23 protein-coding genes are annotated in these 22489 nt (G+C 71.6%); 13 read left to right on the top strand and 10 right to left on the bottom strand.

The genetic code is table 11. The annotated features are described in order from the left end of the window. Positions 1-41: 41 nt before the first annotated feature. Entirely contained in the window at positions 42-200 is a 159-nt protein-coding gene (locus AC1DE0_RS08220; protein WP_478099121.1) for a hypothetical protein, read from the top strand. Positions 201-238: 38 nt separating this feature from the next. Beyond that, positions 239-1210 carry an ATP-grasp domain-containing protein gene (locus tag AC1DE0_RS08215; protein ID WP_478099119.1) on the top strand — a complete coding sequence of 324 codons (972 nt, stop codon included), beginning with the start codon at positions 239-241 and terminating at the stop codon, positions 1208-1210. A gap of 292 nt (positions 1211-1502) precedes the next feature. Here the strand turns inward: AC1DE0_RS08215 and AC1DE0_RS08210 are convergent, their stop codons facing one another. The 5 genes from AC1DE0_RS08210 to AC1DE0_RS08190 are packed head-to-tail and all read right to left on the bottom strand — an operon-like array spanning position 1503 to position 5962. Continuing rightward, entirely contained in the window at positions 1503-1982 is a 480-nt protein-coding gene (locus tag AC1DE0_RS08210; RefSeq protein WP_478099116.1) for an MOSC domain-containing protein, read from the bottom strand. A 10-nt stretch (positions 1983-1992) separates the two neighbouring features. Further along, a complete protein-coding gene (locus tag AC1DE0_RS08205) occupies positions 1993-3777 on the bottom strand; it encodes a SulP family inorganic anion transporter (protein ID WP_478099114.1) in 1785 nt (594 codons plus the stop codon). Between the two features lie 30 nt (positions 3778-3807). Further along, the gene (locus AC1DE0_RS08200; protein WP_478099112.1) at positions 3808-4560 is read right to left on the bottom strand and encodes a cobalt-precorrin-6A reductase; all 753 of its coding nucleotides are present in this window, start codon (positions 4558-4560) and stop codon (positions 3808-3810) included. A gap of 1 nt (position 4561) precedes the next feature. Continuing rightward, on the bottom strand, positions 4562-5488 hold the full coding sequence (locus AC1DE0_RS08195; RefSeq protein ID WP_478099110.1) for a MerR family transcriptional regulator: 927 nt from the start codon (positions 5486-5488) through the stop codon (positions 4562-4564). Between the two features lie 3 nt (positions 5489-5491). Next, positions 5492-5962 (bottom strand): SRPBCC family protein, encoded by a 471-nt coding sequence (locus AC1DE0_RS08190; protein WP_478099108.1) that lies wholly within the window; start codon positions 5960-5962, stop codon positions 5492-5494. 154 nt (positions 5963-6116) lie between these two features. Between AC1DE0_RS08190 and AC1DE0_RS08185 the strand changes: the two genes are divergently transcribed. The 6 genes from AC1DE0_RS08185 to AC1DE0_RS08160 are packed head-to-tail and all read left to right on the top strand — an operon-like array spanning position 6117 to position 13007. Beyond that, positions 6117-7391 (top strand): NAD(P)/FAD-dependent oxidoreductase, encoded by a 1275-nt coding sequence (locus tag AC1DE0_RS08185; RefSeq protein ID WP_478099105.1) that lies wholly within the window; start codon positions 6117-6119, stop codon positions 7389-7391. Between the two features lie 23 nt (positions 7392-7414). Next, positions 7415-8143, top strand: coding sequence for a DUF1365 domain-containing protein (locus AC1DE0_RS08180; RefSeq protein ID WP_478099103.1), 729 nt, complete (start codon positions 7415-7417; stop codon positions 8141-8143). Next, positions 8140-9429: a class I SAM-dependent methyltransferase gene (locus AC1DE0_RS08175; RefSeq protein WP_478099100.1), complete on the top strand. Its 1290-nt coding sequence runs from the start codon at positions 8140-8142 to the stop codon at positions 9427-9429. Before AC1DE0_RS08180 ends, AC1DE0_RS08175 begins: the two co-directional genes overlap by 4 nt. Then, positions 9429-10787, top strand: a complete 1359-nt coding sequence (locus AC1DE0_RS08170) for a cryptochrome/photolyase family protein (RefSeq protein WP_478099098.1) — start codon at positions 9429-9431, stop codon at positions 10785-10787. Before AC1DE0_RS08175 ends, AC1DE0_RS08170 begins: the two co-directional genes overlap by 1 nt. Positions 10788-10838: 51 nt before the next feature. Beyond that, complete coding sequence (locus tag AC1DE0_RS08165; protein WP_478099096.1) at positions 10839-11558, top strand: CPBP family intramembrane glutamic endopeptidase; 720 nt, start codon at positions 10839-10841, stop codon at positions 11556-11558. 3 nt (positions 11559-11561) lie between these two features. Beyond that, positions 11562-13007, top strand: coding sequence for a tryptophan-rich sensory protein (locus AC1DE0_RS08160; protein ID WP_478099094.1), 1446 nt, complete (start codon positions 11562-11564; stop codon positions 13005-13007). 30 nt (positions 13008-13037) lie between these two features. Here the strand turns inward: AC1DE0_RS08160 and AC1DE0_RS08155 are convergent, their stop codons facing one another. Both AC1DE0_RS08155 and AC1DE0_RS08150 read right to left on the bottom strand, forming a co-directional pair. After that, positions 13038-14096 (bottom strand): lipase family protein, encoded by a 1059-nt coding sequence (locus tag AC1DE0_RS08155; protein WP_478099092.1) that lies wholly within the window; start codon positions 14094-14096, stop codon positions 13038-13040. Positions 14097-14312: 216 nt separating this feature from the next. Further along, a complete protein-coding gene (locus tag AC1DE0_RS08150; protein ID WP_478099090.1) occupies positions 14313-15275 on the bottom strand; it encodes a GlxA family transcriptional regulator in 963 nt (320 codons plus the stop codon). A gap of 91 nt (positions 15276-15366) precedes the next feature. On the opposite strand from AC1DE0_RS08150, the gene AC1DE0_RS08145 reads away from it, so the two are divergent. Continuing rightward, positions 15367-15528, top strand: coding sequence for a hypothetical protein (locus tag AC1DE0_RS08145; RefSeq protein ID WP_478099088.1), 162 nt, complete (start codon positions 15367-15369; stop codon positions 15526-15528). A gap of 203 nt (positions 15529-15731) precedes the next feature. On the opposite strand, the gene AC1DE0_RS08140 is transcribed toward AC1DE0_RS08145, so the two are convergent. Together AC1DE0_RS08140 and AC1DE0_RS08135 are read right to left on the bottom strand one after the other, a co-directional pair. Further along, on the bottom strand, positions 15732-16664 hold the full coding sequence (locus AC1DE0_RS08140; RefSeq protein WP_478099086.1) for a DMT family transporter: 933 nt from the start codon (positions 16662-16664) through the stop codon (positions 15732-15734). A 48-nt stretch (positions 16665-16712) separates the two neighbouring features. Next, a complete protein-coding gene (locus AC1DE0_RS08135; RefSeq protein WP_478099084.1) occupies positions 16713-19412 on the bottom strand; it encodes an AMP-binding protein in 2700 nt (899 codons plus the stop codon). A gap of 295 nt (positions 19413-19707) precedes the next feature. Here AC1DE0_RS08135 and AC1DE0_RS08130 point away from each other — a divergent pair, with 295 nt between their 5' ends. Both AC1DE0_RS08130 and AC1DE0_RS08125 read left to right on the top strand, forming a co-directional pair. After that, entirely contained in the window at positions 19708-20205 is a 498-nt protein-coding gene (locus AC1DE0_RS08130) for a cysteine dioxygenase (RefSeq protein WP_478099082.1), read from the top strand. Further along, positions 20202-20660 (top strand): rhodanese-like domain-containing protein, encoded by a 459-nt coding sequence (locus AC1DE0_RS08125; RefSeq protein ID WP_478099078.1) that lies wholly within the window; start codon positions 20202-20204, stop codon positions 20658-20660. The genes AC1DE0_RS08130 and AC1DE0_RS08125 overlap by 4 nt, the downstream gene beginning before the upstream one ends. On the opposite strand, the gene AC1DE0_RS08120 is transcribed toward AC1DE0_RS08125, so the two are convergent. Then, positions 20581-21504 carry a LysR family transcriptional regulator ArgP gene (locus tag AC1DE0_RS08120; RefSeq protein WP_478099076.1) on the bottom strand — a complete coding sequence of 308 codons (924 nt, stop codon included), beginning with the start codon at positions 21502-21504 and terminating at the stop codon, positions 20581-20583. The two genes, AC1DE0_RS08125 and AC1DE0_RS08120, sit on opposite strands and share 80 nt — an antisense overlap. Positions 21505-21573: 69 nt before the next feature. Here AC1DE0_RS08120 and AC1DE0_RS08115 point away from each other — a divergent pair, with 69 nt between their 5' ends. Next, on the top strand, positions 21574-22170 hold the full coding sequence (locus tag AC1DE0_RS08115; protein WP_478099074.1) for a LysE/ArgO family amino acid transporter: 597 nt from the start codon (positions 21574-21576) through the stop codon (positions 22168-22170). A 159-nt stretch (positions 22171-22329) separates the two neighbouring features. Further along, positions 22330-22488, top strand: coding sequence for a hypothetical protein (locus AC1DE0_RS08110; protein ID WP_478099071.1), 159 nt, complete (start codon positions 22330-22332; stop codon positions 22486-22488). Position 22489: the final 1 nt, after the last annotated feature.

Below are 22489 nucleotides of genomic sequence, written 5' to 3'. Positions count from 1 at the left end.
CCGGCCAGTACCGAGGAGTTGTCCTGAAGGACCTCTCACCCATGTCGGCCCGCTTCACCCGCAGCCACGAGGGCTACGTCCACCCGCCGCGGCTCGACGCCTGGGAGCAGACCGTGATCGGCCCCGACGGCATGCGACCGAGCTGGCCCGGTGGCTCGATCTCCGGCTGCGATGACGGCTGGGACGACTGCGACGAGTGACCGACACCCCGGCGACCGACTGACCTAGGAGTAGAACCATGACCAGAGTTGCGATCGTCACCCTTGCGGGCGACCTCCACGCGTACGTGATCCGCAAGCACCTGCGGGAGGCACACGACATCGACGCGGCCATCATCGCCTCCGACAGTCTCTCGGCCGCCGGGGGCCTCACCTGGGCCAACGTGGACGGCCCGGAACACACGCTGCCGACCGAAGGCGGCGGCACGGTCGCGGTCCGCGACCTGGACCTCGTGTGGTGGCGCCGCTGCCACGGCCGGCCCACGGTGCCTGATGCGGTCACCGACACCCAGCTGCGCAAGCTCGTCGTCAAGGACAACCGCGCCGCACTGCGGGGAACGCTCCTCGCGGGCTTCTCGGGGACGTGGATCAGCGACCCGTACGCGACCGAGCGGGCCCAGAACAAGCTTCTCCAGCTCAGCGTCGCCCGAGCCGTAGGCCTCACGGTGCCCCGCACACTGGTCAGCTCCGACCCGGCAGACGTGCGCGACTTCACCCGCGCCCATGGGGGCACCGTCATCGCGAAGACCCTGACCGGGTTGTTGGGGACGTCCCTGCAGGCCGGTCGGGTGACCTTGGACTCCCTCGAGGACGATGCGGAGATCACCGTCTCGGCGACCGTCTACCAGGAGGAGGTTCCGGGCACCGACCACCTGCGCGTCATGGTCTTCGGCGACTCCGTGCACGCCGCCCGGATCAGCAGCGCCGAGCTGGACTGGCGCCTCGCGAACGACATGGTCGTCGAGCCGGTCGAGCTCGAGCACCGGCTTTCCGACGCCGTGCGCGAGGTGACCCGACGCCTGGGCCTGAGGATGGGGGTCTTCGACCTCAAGGTCCGCCCAGACGGGCACCCGGTCTTCCTCGAGGTGAACCCGCAGGGCCAGTTCCTCTTCGTCGAGGGGATGTCGGACATGCCGCTGGGGGCCGCGTTCGCGACGTTCGTGGCCGACGAGCTCGCCATCACCTCTCGCACACCAGCACCCGCGCTCTGATCCGCTCGAAAGTGGGCACTCGACGATCGAGTGCCCACTTTCCGACGGGTCACGGCGTTGGAAACTGAGCACTCGATGGTGAGGCGCGGGCGAGGGTGCGTACGGAGTGTTCTCTCGATTGGGAACCCTGGGCACTCGATGATCGAGTGCCCACTTTCCAACAGTCGAGTGCCCACTTTCCGACGGGTCACGGCGTCGGGAACTGAGCACTCGATGGGTAAAGGCCCGGGCGGGTGGTTACGGAGCGTTCTCTCGATTGGGTGGATGCGCTCGGGTCGCGCGCCGCCGCGGGTTACGGAGTGTTCTCTCGATCGAGGTGGAGGTCGACCTCGTCGCCGAGGTGGAGGGTTCCGGAGCTGAGCAGCCGGAACACCGTGCCGGCCCTGGCGTGCAGCGCCCGCGCGGCGCCCGGGCCGAGGTTGTCGTCGAGCAGCCGGCACGGCGCCGCGACCCGCACCACCTCGAGCTCGACGTCGCCGATGGTGATCCGGGTGCCGGGCTTGGTCGGGATGGTTCCACCGGAGATCGTGACGTTGCGGCGCGTCAGGCCTGGCTCGACGGGTCGGCCGAGGTCGCCTCCTGCGGCCGCGAGGTCGACCGCTGACTGCACGGTCACGTGCCGGTGCTTGCTGCCGTGGTAGCGGTCGCCGACGAGCCCGGCTCCCGCCTCGGCCTCGACGCTCTCGACCGAACGCGTCGGCAGCCGGCGAGCCTTCGCCACGTGCAGGCCCACGACGGTGGGCCGATCGGCGCCGAAGGGCTCTTCGCTCATGCCTGCAAGGCTAGGCGTCGGCCCTCGGTTGCGGCGGCACGGGTGGGATGCGCAGCCCCGGCGGGGGCGAGCCGTGCTCGTGTTGGTACCAGGTGGCATACGCGGCGACGGCGGTCGGCAGGGTGGGGAAGATCAGACCGGCGCCTACCCGCTCGACGAAGCCCCCGGCCTCGAGCGAGACCCTCAGGTCCTCCTTGACGCGCGCCATGGCGAACACGATCCGCCGGCGCTCGAGGTTCGCGCGGAGCGACTCGAGGGCGTCGACGGCCGTGAGGTCGACTTCGGTGTTGGCCTCGGCGTTGAGCAGGAACCACGACACCTCGCCGCGCTGCTGGGCTTCGTCGACCACCTGCATGGCTCGGGTCGTGAAGTCGTCGGCGTTGGCGAAGAAGAGCGGTGAGTCGTAGCGGTAGACGACGAGGCCGGGCACCTGGACGGCGTTCGGGTGGTCGTCGATGTCGTGCATCCCGGCGACGTCGGGAACGTAGCCGAGCACGCCGTCGTGCGGGTGCCGGATGCGGCGCAGCAGGTCGAGCACCGACAGCGCGATGGCGGCGCCGATGCCCGGCAGCACGCCGAAGAGCAGCACCGCGACCGTCGTCGAGAGCGCCAGCACGAGCTCGCTGCGACGGAACGCCGCGATGCGCCGCATCTCCGGGATGTCGACGAGCCGGATCGCCGCGTAGACGACGACGGCGCCGAGCGCCGCGGTCGGGAACGCGCCGATGAGGGGCCCGAGCCACAGCAGGGTCGCGACGACGAGGCCGAGCGAGACGAGCGAGTGCAGCTGCGTGCGGGCGCCCATCGCGTCGGCGATGACGGTGCGGCTGCCGCTCGAGCTGACCGGGAAGCCCTGCAGCAGTCCGGTCGCCACGTTGGCCCCGCCGAGGGCGAGGAACTCCTGGTTGCTGTCGATGCGCTCGCGGTGGCGCGCCCCGAAGGCCCGGCCGGTGAGCACGTTGTCGGAGTAGGCGACGACGGCGATGCCCAGGGCCGCCGGCAGCAGCCGCCAGACGTCGACGCTGCCGAGGTCGGGCAGGCGGACCGCCGGCAGCCCACGCGGCACGTCACCGACGACCGAGACGCCGGCGCGGTCGACGAGTCCGAACACCGCGACGACGAGGGTCGCCGCGAGCATCGCCATGAGCGGCCCGGGCCAGGTGGGCCGGAGCCGCTGGAAGCCGAGGAGCAAGACGAGCACCACCAGCGCCAGCAACAGCGTCGGCAGGTGCGTCGCGCCCAGGTGGGTGACGGCATACGCGAGCTCCTGGACGAACGAGTCGCCCTGCACGTGGATCCCGGTGACCTTGCCGATCTGGCTGACGATCATGAGCGCGGCGATGCCGGCCATGTAGCCGACGAGCACCGGCTTGGACAGCAGGTCGGAGAGGAAGCCCAGGCGGGTGAGGAAGCCGACGACGCAGATGAGCCCGACGGCGATCGCGAGCAGCGCCGCCGTCTCCTGCCGCATCGCCACGCCGCCCGCCGCCGTGACGAGCGCGCCGACGCCGGCGGCCGTCATGAGCGCGGTCGTCGACTCGGGCCCGACCGAGAGCTGCCTGGACGAGCCGAGCAGCGCGTAGACGAGCAGGCTCGGCCCCACCGCCCAGAGCCCGGTGACGGCGGGGAGGCCGGCGACCTCGGCGTACGCGAGCACCTGGGGCACGAGGTAGGCGGCGACCGTGATGCCGCCGAGCACGTCGCCGCGCAGCCACACCTTGTCGTAGTCGCGCAGCACGGCGATCCCGGGGAGCAGCCGCTCCCACAGCGCCCGCTCCCGCTGCACCGCCGTCACGCGATCGAACGTACGCGAGGACGTATGCCGTCAGGTGCGTTTCAGGGCGCGCGCCGCGACGACGTGGTCGAGAGCGTGGGCGACCGACTCGACGACGAGCACGCACGTGGGCACGGCGGGCCTGCGCACGACCACCACCGGGACGCCGACGTCGTGGGCGGCGGCGAGCTTGGCCTCGGTCAGGGAGCCGCCGGAGTCCTTGGTGAGGAGCACGTCGATGCGGCGGCTCTCGAGCAGCTCGCGCTCGGCGGCATACGGGTAGGGGCCGCGGGCGCGCAGCACCTCCCATCTGGGGGGCACGTCCCAGTCGGGTGGGTCGACGACGCGGGCCAGGACGTAGCGGTCGTCCCACGTCGCGAAGGACTCGAGCTGCTGCCGGCCTGTGGTGAGGAAGGGGCGCTGCCCGAGGCCCTCGGCGGCGGTGCGGGCGGCGTCGACGTCGTCGACCCAGGTGAAGGTGTCGGCGAAGGGGTGGTGCGCCCAACCCGGCCTCTGCAGCCGGACGAGCGGAACGCCGACGCGCGCGGTGGCGGCGACGGCATTGGCGGTGATCTGCTGCGCAAAGGGGTGGGTGGCGTCGACGACACGGTCGAATCCCTCTGTCACGAGGTGCTCGGCGAGGCCGTCGACTCCCCCGAAGCCACCGACTCGCACCGTGCCGACGGGCAGGGCGGGGGCGCTGACCCGGCCGGCGAGGCTGGACACGACGTCGAGGCCCCGCTCGACGAGTGCGGCGGCGAGCGCCCGGGCCTCGCCCGTGCCCCCGAGGATGAGGACGCGCACGTCAGGCAGGAACGCGCAGGCGCCGCGACATCTCGCCGACGGCCACCGTGATCGAGTGGCCGAGGTGCACGCAGCCGCCGGCGATGTCGTCCTGCTGGCTGCCGCCGAGCCCGATGACGACCTCGGGGTGGCTGCGGTTGACCGTCTCGACGATCTTGCGGGCCGCGGCGATGTCGACGTGGCGGGGAACCGCCATGACCATGCCGGCCGCCCGGCGCGCCTCGATGGCACGCACCCACTCCTCGGCGGGCAGGTCGGCCCCGACGTAGACGGTGGCGAAGCCGGCGCGACGGGCGGCCACGGCGAAGGCGAGCAGGCCCAGCTCGTGCCGGGCGCCGGGTGGGAGACCGATGAGCAGGGTCGGCCCGTCGGCCCGGCCCGACGCGGCCTCGTAGGCGGCCGCGAGGCGACGCTGCACGGCATACGAGACGAGGTGCTCACCGGCCACGGTGAGGCGGCCGTGCGCCCACTCCTCGCCGACGAGCTTGAGCGTCGGCATCAGCCAGTCGTCGACGACGTGCTCGAAGGTGCCGAGGCCGAAGCGGGCGTCGAGCACCGCCGACGCCGACGCGCTGTCGAGGCGCTCGGCGGCACGGATGAACGCCTCGGCGTCCTCGGACTGGTAGCGGCTGCCCGGCCGAAGGGGGGCCACGCGGCGCGGAACCGCGTGGGCGTGCTCGCGGCCGTCCTTGCTCGTGGCATCGCTCGACGACAGCCGCCGCAGCGTCTCGGCCGCGGCCTCGCGCGCCGACCAGCCCTCGTTGACGAGGGAGTTCATGATCGCGAGGGCGCGCACGTCCTCGGCGCCGTAGAGGCGGTAGCCGCCGTCGGAGCGCTTGGGGCTCACGACGCCGTAGCGCCGCTCCCAGGCGCGGAGCGTGGCGACGCTGATCCCCGTCAGCTCCGCTGCACGTTTGATGGTGTACATCGGCTAGGCCAGCTGCCCCAGCGCCTGGCGCAGGCCCTGCTCGGCCTCGTCGCCGAGCTTCTTGAAGGCGGGCGCGAAGAGCGGTGCGACGAGCTTGGCCACGCCCTTGAACTCGAACTCGGCACGGTAGGTGACGGTGGTGCCCGTGCCACTGCCGGGGCTCCCGGTGGCGCCGCCGTTGCCCAGCACGGTGCGCACGAAGGTCATGGTGTCGTGGGCCACGACGGTGGCGTTCTCGCCGCGCAGGGCGAGCTTCTCGTCGGGCACGTGCTCGGTGACGAGGTAGTCGAGCTCGGTCTCGCGGCCGAGGAACTTCGAGGTGTTGTGGTACCGCGTGCCGACCCCGCCCTCGCCGGCGACGCGCTCGGTGTGGACGGTGCCGGGGTCCCAGTCGTTGGTGTTGGTGAAGTCGGACAGATAGGCGAAGACACGGTCGACGGGGTGCTCGACGGTGACGGTGCGCACGATGACCATGCCTACTCCCAAACCTTTGACAGACCTTGAACAGCCACTCTACGGTGTGGACGAAGGATGGACAACGCACCACGTCGCCGCAGTCGCGTCCGTGCGCAATCCGGTCGGGGCGCCGCGCCGAACCACCCGGGACCCATCAGCCAGGAGGCCCTCGGTGACTCGCCCTACCCGCCCCATCCGACCCACCGCTGCGGTGATCGGCGCCGGAGTCTCCGGCCTCACCGCGGCGCACGTGCTCAGCGCGACCCACGACGTGACCCTCTTCGAGAGCGACGCGCGCCTCGGCGGCCACGCGCACACCCACGACGTGCCCGGTCGTGACGGGGCGCTGCGCATCGACAGCGGCTTCATCGTCCACAACGAGAACACCTACCCGCACCTGCTCCGGCTCTTCCGCGAGCTCGACGTGCCGACCCAGCCGACCGAGATGAGCATGAGCATCACCTGCCAGGGCTGCGGGCTCTCGTATGCCGGCGGGCGCGGTCCCAAGGGGATGTTCGCCCAGCGCCGGCGGCTCGCCGACCCGCGGTTCATCCGCATGCTCGCCGACGTGCCGCGCTTCCACCGAGCGGCTCGCGCCCTGCTCGACGACGAGTCGCAGCACCCGACGTGGGGTGAGTTCCTGGCGCAGCACCGCTTCTCGACCTACTTCGTCCGGCACTTCGCCATCCCGCTCGTGGCCTGCGTCTGGTCGTGCGGTGACCTCGACGCGTCGTCCTACCCGGCGCGCCACCTCTTCCGGTTCCTCGACCACCACGGCATGCTGACGGTGACGGGGTCGCCCACGTGGCGCACCGTCACCGGCGGGTCGGCGACCTACGTCGACCGGCTCGTCGAGCGCCTGCCCGACGTGCGCAAGGAGAGCCGCGTGACCGCAGTGGCCAGGCACGACGACGGGGTCGACGTCCTCGTCGCCGGTGGCCACACCACGACGTTCGACCGCGCGGTCGTCGCCACCCATGCCGACCAGGCCCTCGACCTGCTCGCCGACGCATCGCCCGACGAGAAGCGCGACCTCTCGGCGATCACCTACTCCCGCAACGAGACCTGGCTGCACCGCGACTCGTCGGTGCTGCCGAAGCCGCAGCAGGCCAAGGCCTCGTGGAACTACCGGATGCACGCCTGCGACGCCCCGGCGCCCGACGTCACCGTGAGCTACTGGATGAACCGGCTGCACGGCATCACCGACGGCGACGACCACGTGGTGACGCTCAACCCCGCAGGCACCGTGGACGATTCGCTCGTCACGGCGCGGATGTCCTACGACCACCCGATCTTCACGCAGGACGCCGTCGAGGCAGCCGCCCGGCTCCGCGACGCCGGCGGCGACCGCCTCGCCTTCGCGGGCGCCCACCTCGGCTGGGGCTTCCACGAGGACGGGTGCCGCTCGGGCGTGGAGGCGGCCGAGTCCTTCGGGGTGCGCTGGTGACAGCGGTCCTGAGCCCTCCCCCCGTGCCCGCACTCGTCGACGGCACGGTCGCCCACTCGCGTCGCACGCCCCTACGCCACAGCTTCACCTACGGCCACTACCAGTGGCTCGTCGACCTCGACGACCTGCCCCGAATGCCTTGGCCCGCAAGGCTCTTCGCACGGTTCGACGCTCGCGACCACCTCGACGAAGGTCGGCTCGGCGGCGGCATACGCGGCGACGTCGAGCGCTTCCTCACCGCCCGCGGCGTCACCCTCGAGCCCACCGACCGCGTGCTGATGCTCGCGAACGCGCGGGTGCTCGGGCACACCTTCGACCCGCTCTCGGTCTTCTGGTGCCTGCGCCCCGACAACACGCTGATCGCCGTCGTCTTCGAAGTGCACAACACCTACGGAGAGCGCCACGCGTACCTCCTCGACGTCGCCGACGACGGCTCGGCCACGGTCGGCAAGGCCTTCTACGTGTCGCCCTTCAACGACACCAGCGGGGAGTATGCCGTCCGCCTCGTCCTCGGGCCGCGCGCCGTCAGCGTCACGGTGGCCCTCGACCGCGACGGCGAGCGCATCATGACCGCGGTCACCCGAGGCACCACGGAGCCGGCCACGCCGCGCGCGCTCCTCCGACTCGTCCGACGTCACGGGCTGATGACCCAGCGCGTGACCACCCTGATCCGGGCGCACGGCATCCGACTCTGGTTGCGCCGGCTGCCCGTCGTTCCCCGCCCCCGACACCACGAGGAGGCCGTCCGATGACCGCCGCGCCCACGTCCATGAGCCAGCCGATCTGCCTGCGCCGCCCGAGCCTGCGCCACTTCTGCGTGCGCGCCCGCCTGGCCCGCAACATCGTCGCGCAGGTCGCCAAGCGCGTTCCGGTCGACGTCGTCCTGCCCGACGGGTCGCTCCTCGGCGGCGGCAACCGCGACACCACCCGTCCGGGTCTGCAGATCGTGCGCCCCACCGCCGTCTTCGAGCGGCTCGCGCACCACCCTAAGATCGGCATCGGCGAGGGCTACATGGCGGGCGACTGGAAGACGGCCGAGGGCACCGACCTCGCCGACCTGCTGCGGCCGTTCGCCGAGCGCATGACGACTGCCGTCCCCCCCGGCTGGCTGCGACTGCGCGGCGTGGTCGACCGTCGCATCCCGACGATCCAGAACAACTCGCTGCTCGGTTCGCGTCGCAACATCGAGGCCCACTACGACCTGTCGAACGACCTGTTCGCAACCTTCCTCGACGAGACGATGAGCTACAGCTCGGCGCTCTTCGACCACGCGCTGCCGCTGCGCGGCCAGTCCTTCGAGGAGGCCCAGCTGCGCAAGGTGCACGCCATCCTCGACATGGCGAAAGTCGGACAGGGCACGCGCGTGCTCGAGATCGGCACGGGTTGGGGCACGCTCGCGCTCGAGGCGGCGCGACGCGGTGCCACCGTGACGACGGTGACGCTCTCCAAGGAGCAGGCCGCGCTGGCGCAKGAGCGCGTKGCCGCTGCCGGGCACGCCGACGACGTCGACATCCTCATCCAGGACTACCGCGAGGTCGAGGGCAGCTACGACGCCATCGTCAGCGTCGAGATGATCGAGGCCGTCGGCGAGGAGTACTGGGAGACCTACTTCCGCACCATCGACGAGCGACTCGCCCCCGGAGGCGTGGCAGCCGTCCAGGCGATCCTCATGTCGCACGAGCGCCTGCTCGCGACGAAGCACTCCTACGGCTGGATCCAGAAGCACATCTTCCCCGGCGGCCTCATCCCGAGCCTGCAGGCGATCCACGAGACGACCTCGGACGCGACGACCCTGCGGATGACGGGCGTCGACGCGTTCGGCACCGACTACGCCGAGACGCTGCGGCGCTGGCGCGAGACGTTCGTCGCCCGCTGGCCCGAGGTCAACTCCCTCGGCTTCGACGAGACGTTCCGGCGCAAGTGGGAGTTCTACCTCGCGTACTGCGAGGCCGGCTTCGCCACCGGCTACCTCGACGTCGCCCAGGTGCGCCTGGAGAGGGAGCTCGAGGCGACCGGTGCCACGGAGGGCGCCGCCTGATGGCCCCGGCGAGCACGTCGATCCTGTGGTTCCGCCGCGACCTGCGGCTGGGCGACCACCCGGCACTGCTCGCGGCCGTCGACAGCGCCTCGCACGTGCTGCCGGTCTTCGTGCTCGACCCGAAGCTGCTCGACGCCGACACCCCCCGGTCTCAGCGGCTGCTCGCCTCGCTGAAGGCGCTGTCGAAGGACACCCGCGACGCACTCGTCATCCGCACGGGCGACCCCGTCGACGTCATCCCGCGCCTCGCGAAGCAGGTCGGCGCCCAGCAGGTGCACGTCTCGCGCGAGACGACGCCCTACGGTCGCCGGCGTGACGAGTCGGTCGAGAAGGCGCTGGCCGACCAGGGTTGCGAGCTCGTCGCCACGGGCACGCCGTATGCCGTCGGGCCGGGTCGCATCGTCAACCAGTCCGGCTCTCCCTACAAGGTGTTCACCCCCTTCTCCAAGGCCTGGCACCAGCACGGACGGCCTGCTCCCGCGGCCCGCCCGAAGCGCATCTCCTGGCTTCGCGACGACGTGCGCAGCGACCCGCTGCCGAAGGCGCCGCGCATCGAGGCCGGTGAGGCCGCCGCCCTCAAGCGGTGGGAGAGCTTCCTGCACGACGGGTTGACGGCCTACGACGACGAGCGCGACCGGCCCGACCTCGACACGACGTCCCGACTGTCCGCGCCCCTCAAGTACGGCGAGATCCACCCGCGCACGATCCTCGCCGACATCGCCGCCCACTCCGCGGGTCGCTCGAAGGCCGCTACGGCATACGTCACGGAGCTCATCTGGCGTGAGTTCTACGCCGACGTGCTCTGGCACAACCCGCGCTCGGCCTGGCACGACCTTCGGCCCGAGCTGGCCCGGCTGCCCTACGACTCGGGTGCCGAGACCGACCACCTCGTCGAGGCGTGGCGCGAGGGCCGCACCGGCTACCCGATCGTCGATGCCGGGATGCGCCAGCTGCTCGAGGAGGGCTGGATGCACAACCGGGTGCGCATGATCACGGCCAGCTTCCTCACCAAGGACCTCCACGTCTGGTGGCCGGTGGGTGCCCAGCACTTCCTCGACCACCTCATCGACGGCGACATCGCGTCGAACAATCACGGCTGGCAGTGGGTCGCCGGCACCGGAACCGACGCCTCGCCGTACTTCCGCGTCTTCAACCCGGTCACGCAGGGCCGCAAGTTCGACCCCGACGGCACCTACGTGCGACGGTGGGTGCCGGAGCTGCGCCACCTGGGCGGGGCTGCGGCGCACGAGCCCTGGAAGCACGACAACGGGTACGACGACGACTATCCGGAGCGGATGGTCGACCACGACGACGAGCGCAAGGAGACGCTGGCGCGCTACGAACGCGCCAGGCACTAGGCGCCGGCCGAACGCCGACCATCGCCGACCATGGCCGACAGGAGACGAGAGATGCGGGGCCCCGTGGCCGAGCTGCGCGCGTTCGTCAACGCGGCGCTCATCCAGAAGGTCGACCGCGACCACCGCGACCCCGACGACGTCTTCCGCCGGCGCCAGGTCGTCGTGGCCGTCACCTTCGTGGTCGGCTCGGCCGTGCTCGCGTGGGCGCTGCGCATCACGCCGGGCGACCCGCTCTTCTACGTCGCCACCCTCGCCCTCGCCGCCGCGTGGATCGTCGGGGCGCTGCTCTCGGGCCCGCTGCACGCGGGCATGGGGCGTACGCGTCGGGGTGAGCAGACCCGTCCGATCGTCCAGTCGCTCGCGCTGGGGGCGCTGCTCCTCGCCGTCTTCCTGCTCGGCGCGCTCGTCGTCGCCCGCATCCCGGCGCTGCGCGAGCCCGTCGACCAGCTGCTCGACCACGCCCGGTTTGGCTCGTTCGCGGCGGTGCTCGCCATCACGGTCCTCAACGGCGTCGTCGAGGAGATCTACTTCCGCGGAGCCCTCTACGCCGCGATCCCCCGGCACCCCGTCGCCCTGACGACGGTGCTCTACGCCCTGACCACCGTCGGCAGCGGGGTGCCGCTGCTCGTCTTCGCCGCCGCCGTGATCGGTGTCGTCACCGGGCTGCAACGCCGGGTCACCGGCGGCTTCCTCGGGCCGATCATCACGCACGTCGTGTGGTCCACGGGGATGCTCCTGCTCCTCCCACCCGCCCTCTCACTCACGAGGTGAACGATGACTGCTGACCCCGGGACCACCACCGACACCGCCACCGACACCGCCACCCACACGGCCAGGACCGCCCTCGTGACGGGAGCGTCCGGCTACATCGGGGGCCAGGTCGTGCCGCGGCTCCTCGACGAGGGGTGGACCGTGCGTGTGCTGACGCGGCACCGCTCGTCGCTCGACGGGCGGCCGTGGCGCGGTCGGGTCGAGGTGGCCGAGGGCGACGTCTCGTCGGCGACCGACATGCGCAAGGCCCTGAGCGGCGTCGACGCCGCGTGGTACCTCGTGCACTCGATGGACGACCGGCCCGACTTCGAGGAGCGCGACCGCGATGCGGCGACGACGTTCAGCACGGCGGCGCGCGAGGAGGGTGTGGGGCGCATCGTCTACCTCGGTGGGCTGCACCCCGACGACGAGGTGCTGTCGCCCCACCTGGCCTCGCGCGTCGAGGTGGGGCGCATCCTGCTCGACTCGGGCGTGCCGACGGCGGTGCTCCAGGCCGCTGTGGTGCTGGGCGACGGTTCGGCGTCGTTCGACATGCTGCGATACCTCACGACACGACTGCCGGCGATGGTCGCGCCGAAGTGGCTGGACAACCGCATCCAGCCGATCGCGATCGAGGACGTCGTGACCCTGCTCGTCGGGGCGGGCAGCCTTCCGGCCGAGGTGAACCGGGCCTTCGACATCGGCGGTCCCGACGTGCTGACCTACCGCGAGATGATCGGCCGCTTCGCCGATGCCACGGGACAGCGGCGGCCTCTCGTCGTCACGGTTCCGGTGCTGACGCCCAGGCTCGCGAGCCACTGGGTCGGCCTCGTCACGCCCATCTCGGCCGGGTTGGCCAAGCCGCTGGTGGGCAGCCTCGTGCACGAGGTCGTCGCCAAGGAGCGCGACATCGAGCAGCACGTGGACGTGCCGGGTGGTCTCACCGACTTCGACACGGCGGTGCGGTCGGCGATGGACGACGTCCCGCCCGACACGGCCTGGCGCAACCTCGCACTCACCGGGGCCGCAGTTGCTGCGAGCGCCATCGCGGGTTCGCTTGCGACACAGCCCGACTCGCGCTGGTACAAGACACTCGACAAGCCGGCGTGGCAGCCGCCACCCCTTGCGTTCCCCATCGTGTGGACGGCCCTCTATGCCGACATCGCGGCGAGCTCGGCAACCGTGCTCACCGAGATGGACGGCGCCGGCGACCGGGCCGGCCGCAACGCCTATCTCAAGGCGTTCGGCACGAACCTCGCCCTCAACACCGCGTGGAGCGTCGTCTTCTGGAGGGTGCGGCGGCCGTGGGCCGCGGCGGCCGAGGCGGCGCTGCTCACGCTGAGCTCCGCCGACCTCGCCCGACGGGCCGGGGGCGTCAACAGGACTGCCGGTGTCGCCCTGTCGCCGTATGCCGCGTGGTGCGGTTTCGCGACCGCGCTCTCCGCAGCGATCGCGCGCCGGAACCGCTGACGTCCAAGCCTTCCGGGAGTGGACCTCGGGTCAGAGCCACCAGCAGTCGGAGACCTGCCGGAGCCCGGCCACCCGCGCCTCGAGGAAGGCGAACTGCTTGGCGAACGACGGCACTGCACCTCCGACGTGGGTCGGGGTGATGTTCGGCGAGAAGGCGACGGTGGCGCCACGGGCGCACCAGTCCCTCGCGAGACGGCGCCCGACGGCATACGGGATGACGTCGTCGAGCACTGAGTGGGTGACGAGCACGGGCACGGCGGGCTTCAGCCGGCCGATGCGCTGGTCGTCGATGATCGACCGGAAGGGCTCGCTCGCGGCCAGCTGGATGAGGCTGCGGCCGTCCTTGGTCAGGTCGCTCGAACGCGTGAAGGCGTGCGCGGCGATCGACTCGGCGACGCACTCCCGCTCGACGGCCTGGATCACGGACGTGCCGCGGGCGTTGAGGTAGTCGCCGAGGTCGAGGCCGTAGGCGGCTGACTGCCCCGCGACGGCATACAGGGCGAAGGCGGAGTAGAGGCCTCCGTCGAGGTTGGTGGCGACTGCTCCGAGGTCGGCGGGGACGGCTCCGGCGACGGCTCCCTTCACCTTGAGGTCGGAGGCGTACGACGGGGCGAGCTCGACGGCTGCGGCGGTGGCCCCACCGCCCTGGCTGTAGCCCGCGAGCAGGACGGGTCCGGCGGCGGGCAGGCCCGTGCCGGGCAGGCGCTGGGCGGCGCGGACCATGTCGAGCACCGCGTGCGCCTGGGACTCGCGGACCATGTAGGTGTGGGTGCCCCGGGTGCCGAGACCCTCGTAGTCGGTCATCGCGACGGCGTAGCCGCGGGCGAGCAGGCCCGAGATGAAGACGCCTTCGTACTCCGAGCCCGCCGCGAGCTGCCGGCTCGGTGCGCACTGGTCGCCCATCCCCTGGGTGCCGGCGGCGTAGCCGACTGCGGGACGCTGGCCCGGCCCGACCCACGGGAGTGGCGGGACGAGCAGCGTGCCGGTGACCGCGATGGGCGATCCCGTGCGGTCGCGGGTGGCGTACATGACCCGGGTGGCGGCGGCCGTCGAGCGGATCGTTCGCAGCGGGTCGAGGTAGAAGCTCATCGGCTCGGCCCGCAGAACGGTGCCGGGAGCGCCGTCGACGCCGGCCGGGGCCGAATAGAACTCGCTCCCAGCTCGGGCATTCGTGACCGGACGGCTGTCGCGGCGAGATGAGGCCCGATGGACGCGTATCGGGCTTTCTAACGTCCCCGCGAGAGAACGGCATACGCGGACATCGACCCGGGCCGGTGGCATCAGATGCCGGGCTGGCGTCGCACCTCAGGCAGAGGCGGGGTGCTTCGCGAAGGCACGGCGGTACGCGACGGGTGGGATGCCGATCTCTCGCTGGAAGTGATGCCTCAGCACGGCCGCGGTGGCGAAGCCGCTCTCGCGGGAGATGCGCTCGACGTCGAACTCGGTGGTCTCGAGCAGGTGCCGGGCCCTCAGGACACGCTGGCTGGTCAGCCACTTGTGCGGGGTCGTGCCGACTTCGGCGGTGAAGCGACGGGCGAAGGTGCGCTCCGACATGGCCGCACGCCGCGCCAGGGACGGGATCGAGTGCTCCTCGTCGAGCCGTTCGGCCACCCACTCCATGACGTCCTGCAGACCCTCACAGGGCTCTGTCGGAAGCGGCGTCTCGACGAACTGGCGCTGGCCGCCGGAGCGGTGCGGGGGCACGACCATGCGGCGGGCGATGCGGGTCGCGACCTCGGAGCCGAGCTCGGTGCGCACGAGGTGGAGGCAGGCATCGATGCCCGCCGCCGTGCCGGCGCTGGTGAGGACGGGACCGTCCTCGACGTAGAGGACGTCGAGGTCCACGCACGCACGGGGACGTTCGTGGGCCAGCCGGGCGGCATACCGCCAGTGGGTCGTGCAGTCGCGACCGTCGAGCAGTCCGGCGGCGGCGAGCTGGAAGGCGCCCGAGCAGACGGACAGCACGCGGCCCCCGTTCTCGACGGTGTGCCGCAGGATGTCGAGGACCTCGGCGTCGTAGGGGCCGTCCACCGAGCCGCCGGGGATGGCGACGAGGTCGGCATCTCGCGCCGCATCGAGCGGGTGGGTGGCCGTGACACCGATGCCGCTCGTCGTCCGCAGCACCTCGCCCGGGCGAGCGGCGCAGACCCGGAAGTCGAAGGCCGGCACCCCGTCGTCGGTGCGGTCGATGCCGAACACCTCGCAGAGCACACCCAGCTCGAACATGGCGACCGGCTCCTGGGCGATGACAGCGATGGTGCGCAACATCCGGTCAGGATGGCACGGTTGGCAGGATCTTGTCGACAGTCGTCAGTTCTGCCACTCGTGGCGGAATCATGATGGGCGCAGACTTTCTGCCATGGACATCATCTTCTTCATCGCCATGATCGTCGTTCTCGTCGCAGCCCTCGGGCCGCACCACCGTCGGACGTTCTCGTTGCCTCGCGCCCCCTTCGGCGCAGACGCCGAGGTCGACCGCGATCTCGTCCGCATCCTGCACGACACCCCCGTCGCCCACTGACGACGTAGATCGTGCCAGACCATCCCCACCAACCAGAATCGAAACCTTCACGCTGACGCCGGGTCGACCGACCCGGCGTCACGCACGTCCGGAGAGGTCGAGTGCCCAGTTCCCGACGTCGAGAAGTGAGCACTCGACACGAGAGCCAGCCTGGCCGAGTGCCCAAACCCATACCTCGACAAGTGAGCACTCGACTGGACGGGCTACTGCTCAGCGGGAGCGGAAGGTCGCGGCTTGCGTCGCGTCAGCAGCACCCCGGCGATGCAGAGCGCGCCACCCGCGAACGTCAGCGGCGGCGGCACCTCCGACAGCAGCGCCCAGGCGATGAGGGTCGCGATGAACGGCACGAGGAACGTCGTCAGGGTGAGCTTGCCGGCGTCGCTGCGGGCCAGCACGTAGGCCCATGTCGAGAAGGCGATGGCCGTGGGGAAGACGCCGAGGTAGACGATCCAGAGCAGCGTGCCGGCGTCGCTGTCGCGCACCACCGACACGAGCTCGCCGCTCCACGGCAGGCAGACGACGGCTCCGATGATGCATGCCAGCCACGTGACCTCGGGCCCCGGCAGTCGCCCGAGGAGGGGCTTCTGCGCGAGGACGCCGACGGCATACGTGATCGCGGCCAGCACGGCGAGCCACACGCCGACCATGTCGCCCGAGTCGCCCGACGAGAAGCCGCGCGCGATGACGACGACGCCGGCGAAGCCGACGGCCATGCCGATGAGGAGCCAGCGGTTCATCGTCTCGCCGAGGAAGACCGTGGCCAGCAGGGCGACGATGATCGGCCCGATCTGCACGATGAGGGCGGAGGTGCCCGCATCGATGCGTCGCTCGGCCTCGTTGAGCGCGAGGTTGTAGACCCCGAACCAGCCGACACCGCACAGCAGGAGCAGCGGCCAGTCGCGGCGGGCCGGCCACGTGCGAGGCCGGCGGAACACGAGGACCCCGAGCGCGACGGAGGCGACAAGGAGTCGGCCGAGCGAGAGCGCGCCCGGCGGGACCTCACGACCCAGGTGCCGGATGGCGACGAACGCCGACGCCCAGAGCAGCAGGGTCACGGCCACCGCACCCAGCACGAGAAACCTCGTGCGGCGGGAAGCGGCAGGGGTCTCGACGGTGGCGGGCGATTCGACGGTCACCAGCAGACCGTAGACGTCGGCACCGACACCGCGCCGCACGGTTTCCGGTCAGGTGTGCACGACATGCCGCCACGCCGGGCGCTCCGCGGGCTCCGGACGCTCATGACGCTCCGGCCGCTGAGCGCCCACGACCAGCCCGCGCAGCCAGGGCAGCACACGCGTCCAGAAGAGCCAGTACGCGACACCGACGACCATCGACCCGACGAAGGCGAGCACGGGGCGCCCCCAGAGGTGCTCGAGAACCTGCCAGTGGATGACGTAGACGAACAGCGAGCTCGCCGCGAGCACCTGCACGGTGGGCAGGAGCCACGCGGGAAGGCGGGTCGTGGGCTTCCACACGAGGGCGAGCACGAAGGCGAGCGAGAGCGCGTCGCGGGCCGGGTTGCCGGAGAACGTGCCGACGAGCACCACGGCCCCGGCGGTCACCGCCCACCGCTGGCGCGGCGTGGCCACGCGGGCAATGGCCCACCCGAGGAAGAAGAGGAAGAGGACGACGAGGGCCGAGCCCTGCATGCGCGGCACCGGCAGCTCGAAGAGTGGGAGGCGCAGGGTGAAGGCGACCAGCGTCAGCGCCGCGGGTAGCCCGAAGGGCCAACGCTTCTCGAGACGCGCGACGGCCGGAACACCCGTGAGCACGATCGCCACGACGAGCGCGAAGACGAGCGCCTCGATGAACCAGAAGCGCCAGGGCGGGCCGAGCCGCTGCTCGCCGAAGGCCCAGTTCAGCAGGAACAGGTTGCGCGTCTGGTAGTCGCCGAGCAGGAAGTGGGCCGGCACGATGACCGCGAGAGTGGGGACCACAATCCTCACGAGGCCCCGACCGAGAGCCTTGAGCCTGGCGGCCCGCTCGGACGTGGAGAGGGCGAAACGGGCCACGTTGAAGCCCACGAGCACGAGCAGGGCGTTGGCGCTGCCCTGCAGCGAGAAGAGGTCGGAGTGGGTGCCGACGATGAGCACGATCGCGAGCGCGCGCAGCCACACGCTCGTCTCGACGGTGCGTCGCCGGGCCGGGAGGGCACGGCGAACCCGGCCGTATGCCGTCTGCTGCGTCCCGCCCCCAGCATCGTTCGAGGCCGCCGCGGCGGCGCCGTCCGCACGCCTGGTCGAGCCCTGCTCGGCGAGGGCGGCGTCGGCCTGCTCCTGGAGGCGGCGGACCGGCGTCACGTGCCACGACGGCGGGAGGTCGCCGAGGAGCCCCTCGAGCCTCAGCGAGACCTCGACGTAGCTCAAGGAGTCGCCGCCGAGGGACGTGAAGGTCGCGTCGGCGGGCACGGCGTCGCGGTGCAGGGCTGCGGCATACATCCTCGCGACCGAACCGCCCTCCGCCGCAACGGAGTGGGTGGCCGTCACGCTCTCGACGCTGCCGTCGGCGAGCGCCACGATGGCCTGCTGGTCGACCTTGCCCCCCGAGAGGGTGGGGTGATCGCTGACCTCGACGACGCGTACGGCACCGAGGGGCACGTGGCCCGCAGTCGCAGCGGCGCGGCGCACTGCGCCCTGGTCGACACCGCCACGCCCAGCGGTGCCGCCGCCCTCGGCGCGGACCGACACGGCGACGAGCCCCTCGCGCCCGGCCACCCGGACGTCGCGGCCCGCCTCACGCAGGCGGCGCTCGACCACGTCGAGGTCGACACGGTGGCCAAGCACCTTGACGTGCCGGCTGGACCGTCCCGTCACCTCGTAGAGGCCGTCGTTGCCGACCCGTCCGAGGTCGCCGGTGCGCAGGCGTGTGGTCGTGCGGCCGAGCGCGAGGTCGGCGGGGCGCTCCGCGTAGCCGAGCATGACGTTGGGTCCCGTGTAGTGCAGCTCGCCGTCGACGACCTCGAGGGCTCCGCCGGGGACGGGCACGCCGATCGAGCCGGGGCTGCTCAGGGCGAGGTCGGGCGGGAGATAGGCCATGCGCGCCGTCGCCTCGGTCTGGCCGTACATGACGAAGAAGTCCCAGCCGCGCTCCTGACCCAACCGCGCCCAGTGCTGCACGCGGTCGGGGTCGAGGCGGCCACCGGCCTGGGTGACGTAGCGCAGGTGCGGCAGGTCGAGGCCGGCGAAGCCCGACCGCTCGAGCATCTCGAACGTCCACGGCACACCCGCCAGCGAGGTGACCTGGGCACGCCGCGCGAGGTCCCAGAAGCACTCGTCGACGACGGCGAGGTCGGTCAGCGCGATGCCGGCGCCGCGCGCGAGGTGGCTGTGCAGGACGGAAAGGCCGTAGCAGTAGTGCAGCGGCAGCGTCGTCGCGGCGCAGTCGGTCTCGCGGATCTGGAGGAACTCGGCGATCTGCTCGGCGTTCGACGTGAGGTTGTCGTACGAGAGGCGCACGAGCTTCGGCGAGCCGGTCGAGCCGCTCGTGCTGAGCAGCAGTGCGAGGTCGGGGTGGAGCGGCGCGGCGGGCTCGTCGCGGTGCACCAGCACGGCGCCCTCGGCAGAGACCTCGATGTCGGGATCCCACACGCCCCGGAGTCCCTCGAGGACGTCGGGCCGGTCTCCGGCGGCCAGCAGCACGGCATGCCCCTGACGCAGCGCGGCCAGGTAGGCGACCAGCGGCTCGAGGCGGTTCTCCATGGCGACGAGGACGAGGCGGCGGGTCCCGGCCAGGGACCGTCCGGCGTCGTCGACGAGCGCTCGCAGCTCCTCGCGGGTGACGGTCCGGTCGGCCAACACGATCGCGTCGGCACGGGGGTCGCCGGGCAGCTCGAGCCAGGGAGCGCCGGTCGGCGCAGCCGTGGGGGTCGGGAGGGAGACGAGCACGCCCACATTAGATAGGTAAGCCTTACCTAATGGCAAACCTCCCGCTTGCCGATCGAGACCTCATAAGTTAACGTTTTCGTTATGAGAACGCATGGTTATGTGAGTGACGGGTCGCGCCAGCCGACCTCCACCGCACCCATCGTGTCCCCGAGCCGCCGGAGCCGTGGATCAGGGCGAATGTGTGCCTGTCGACCGCTCGGGCGCCGCGCAGCCTGATTCCAGCCGGATCCCACGCTGCCGACTCCCGAGCGCCGCCGCAAACCCACACCCTCGCACTCCCCGAAAGGCCTCACCCATGTCCCGCGGCGCCCAACGCATCTCCGTCGACCTCGCCGACACCGCCCGACGGCTCGCCCGTCAGCGCTCGATCTGGCAGGGAGTCGTCGACTTCGACCCCATCACGCGGTACTACGCCCGCCTCCTCGCCGACGAGCACCACGAGGCGTGGCTGCTCACGTGGCTACCCGGGCAGGGCACGCCGTGGCACGACCACGGCGGCAGCGCCGGCTCGTTCGTCGTCCTCCAGGGCGTGCTCACCGAGGAGGTCGCCGGCTACAAGGCCGCGATCGACCTCAACGGTGCGCACCGGGTCACCGGCCCCGGCATCCTGCTCACCCCGGGTGACCAGCGCACCTTCGGCACGCGTCACCTGCACCGCGTGACGAACGCCGGGTCGGACCCTGCGGTGAGCCTGCACGTCTACGCGCCGAAGCTGACGGCCATGACGAACTACCGTGCTGTCGACGGCATCCTCGAGGTCGCGGAGCAGGAAGAGATCGGAGTCGACTGGTGACGACGAATCCCGGGGGCAACCCCGAGAGCCACCCCGAGCGCCCGGCGCGCCGCCCGCGCACCATCGACGAGGTGCTGGCCGAGGCCCGCACCCACCTGCAGCGCGTGACACCGCAGGAGGCGGACGCCGCCCGTTCCGACGGCGCCGTCGTCGTCGACATCCGCCCGGCCGCGCAGCGGGAGGCAGAGGGCGAGCTGCCGTTCGCGACCGTCATCGAGCGGAACGTGCTCGAGTGGCGGCTCGACCCGGCGAGCGACGCCTCGCTGCCGATCGCGAGCCACGACCTGCCCGTCATCGTGCTGTGCCAGGAGGGCTATACCTCGAGCCTCGCGGCCGCCGCCCTCCAGGAGCTCGGCATCCACCGCGCCACCGACGTCATCGGCGGGTATGCCGCCTGGCGGGTGTGGCAGGACGAGCAGGCCTCCGCGGGGTCGCCGCTGCAGCAGCCGTCCTGACCGCGTCGCTGAGCCGGTCGAGGTGCTCGGACGGCAGCCGCCACCGCTGCCAGTAGAGCTGCACGTCGACGTGGTCGCGGGCCCCGAGTCGCACGAGCTCGCCCGCGTCGAGCACGGTGGTGAGCTGGGAGGTCAGTAGCGCCCCCCAGCCGAGCCCGGCGCGCACGGCGGTGACGAAGCCGGAGCCGTCGGGCACCTCGTGGGTGGGCGGCGACGACGTGACGCCGTGCCGGTCGAGGATCCGCTGCTGGATGTCGTCCTTGTCGTTGAACCGGACGACCGGCATTGCGCCCCAGTCGATCCCGCGGCCGACCCTGAACCGCTCGACGAGCTGTGGGGTGGCGACCGGGAGGTAGCGCAGCGTCACGAGCGGCTCGGTGGAGCAGCCCTGCACGGGCGTCGGGTCCGACGTCACGGCCGCGAGCACCTCGCCCGACCGGAGCAGGCGTGCCGAGTGGTCCTGGTCCTCGACATGGAGCCGGATCACCACGTCCGGCCACGCGGCCACGTCTCCGAGCACCGCCGCGAACCACGTCGACATCGAGTCGGCGTTGACCGCGACCGGCAGGTCGACACGCCCTTCCCCGGCTGACGCCAGACCGGCGAGCGCCTCGGCCTCGAGGAGGCTCTGCTGGCGGGCGAGCCGGACGAGGGCCTCGCCGGCAGATGTGGGGCGGCAGGGCGTGGAGCGCACGACGACGACCTGCCCGACCTCGGCCTCGAGGGCCTTGACCCGTTGGCTCACGGCCGAGGCGGTCACGTGCAGCCGGCGGGCTGCGGCGTCGAACGTGCCGGTGTCGACGATGGCGAGGAGGGTCGCGAGGTGCTCGGGCTGGAGCCGCATGAAGCCATGCTAATGATGCTGAAGAATCCTTCGCTTCACTGAATCTCTCGCGGCACGTACCGTCGAACGGTGACCTCCCTCGTCCCCGGCTTCCTCACGATGGCCTCGCTCATCGTCGCCATCGGCGCCCAGAACGCGTACGTGCTGCGCACCGGGCTCACCCGACGCCACGTCGGACTCGTGGTCACGGTCTGCGCCGTCAGCGACGCGGTGCTCGTCGTGGCCGGGGTGCTCGGGGTGGGAGGCCTGGTCACGGCCCACCCGGGACTGCTCACCGTCGTGCGGTGGGTGGGGGCGGCATACCTCGTCGGCTACGGACTGCTGTGCCTGAGCAACGCCCGCCACCCGAAGGCCCTGGAGGCGGACGGCACCGCGACCTCACGAAGGGGAGCCCTCACGACCGTCGTCGCCCTGACCTGGCTCAACCCGCACGTCTACCTCGACACCGTGCTGCTCGTCGGCTCGATCGCGAACCAGCACGGAGCGGGCGGACGGTGGTGGTTCACCGCCGGCTCAGTCACCGCGAGCGTCGCCTGGTTCACCGCCCTCGGCTACGGCGCCCGCCTGCTCGCCCCGCTCTTCGCCCGACCCGCGACGTGGCGGGTGCTCGACGTCGTCATCGCCCTCGTGATGTTCGCCATCGCCGCCACCCTCGTGCTCGGCTGAGGGATCTCGTCTGGCATCGGTTCGCGCCGGTCTGAGGTAGTCGACACCTTGAATCTGAGGTAGCGGGGGCGCACGGATAGGGAGCTCACCCGATGTGGGGTCCTACCTCAGGAGCCGACTCTGGAGGAGTCCAGAAACGGCACGAACAGAGGAAAGACCGTGACCACTCACTACCTCGACTACCGCACCGTCCAGGCCGAGATCGAGGCCCGCTACCCGCAGCGTCGTCGCGTCCGTCGCGACTCGTCGCTCGAGATCATGCGGCGCACGCTGGCCCGGGTCTCGCACGAGGAGAACCACCCGGGCCGCACCCGGTGAT

The organism is Terrabacter sp. 05T424, from assembly GCF_056396225.1.
The sequence above is the reverse complement of the archived record's forward strand: the minus strand, read 5'-3'. Positions and strand labels throughout refer to the sequence as shown.

Bases quoted from the DNA above. Each gene is read 5' to 3' on its own strand.
- AC1DE0_RS08145 (WP_478099088.1), top strand. From the start codon at position 15,367: ATGGACATCATCTTCTTCATCGCCATGATCGTCGTTCTCGTCGCAGCC.
- AC1DE0_RS08155 (WP_478099092.1), bottom strand. From the start codon at position 14,096: ATGAGCTTCTACCTCGACCCGCTGCGAACGATCCGCTCGACGGCCGCC.
- AC1DE0_RS08190 (WP_478099108.1), bottom strand. From the start codon at position 5,962: ATGGTCATCGTGCGCACCGTCACCGTCGAGCACCCCGTCGACCGTGTC.
- AC1DE0_RS08220 (WP_478099121.1), top strand. From the start codon at position 42: ATGTCGGCCCGCTTCACCCGCAGCCACGAGGGCTACGTCCACCCGCCG.
- AC1DE0_RS08160 (WP_478099094.1), top strand. From the start codon at position 11,562: ATGACTGCTGACCCCGGGACCACCACCGACACCGCCACCGACACCGCC.
- AC1DE0_RS08150 (WP_478099090.1), bottom strand. From the start codon at position 15,275: ATGTTGCGCACCATCGCTGTCATCGCCCAGGAGCCGGTCGCCATGTTC.
- AC1DE0_RS08170 (WP_478099098.1), top strand. From the start codon at position 9,429: ATGGCCCCGGCGAGCACGTCGATCCTGTGGTTCCGCCGCGACCTGCGG.
- AC1DE0_RS08195 (WP_478099110.1), bottom strand. From the start codon at position 5,488: ATGTACACCATCAAACGTGCAGCGGAGCTGACGGGGATCAGCGTCGCC.
- AC1DE0_RS08165 (WP_478099096.1), top strand. From the start codon at position 10,839: ATGCGGGGCCCCGTGGCCGAGCTGCGCGCGTTCGTCAACGCGGCGCTC.
- AC1DE0_RS08210 (WP_478099116.1), bottom strand. From the start codon at position 1,982: ATGAGCGAAGAGCCCTTCGGCGCCGATCGGCCCACCGTCGTGGGCCTG.
- AC1DE0_RS08215 (WP_478099119.1), top strand. From the start codon at position 239: ATGACCAGAGTTGCGATCGTCACCCTTGCGGGCGACCTCCACGCGTAC.
- AC1DE0_RS08120 (WP_478099076.1), bottom strand. From the start codon at position 21,504: ATGCGGCTCCAGCCCGAGCACCTCGCGACCCTCCTCGCCATCGTCGAC.
- AC1DE0_RS08130 (WP_478099082.1), top strand. From the start codon at position 19,708: ATGTCCCGCGGCGCCCAACGCATCTCCGTCGACCTCGCCGACACCGCC.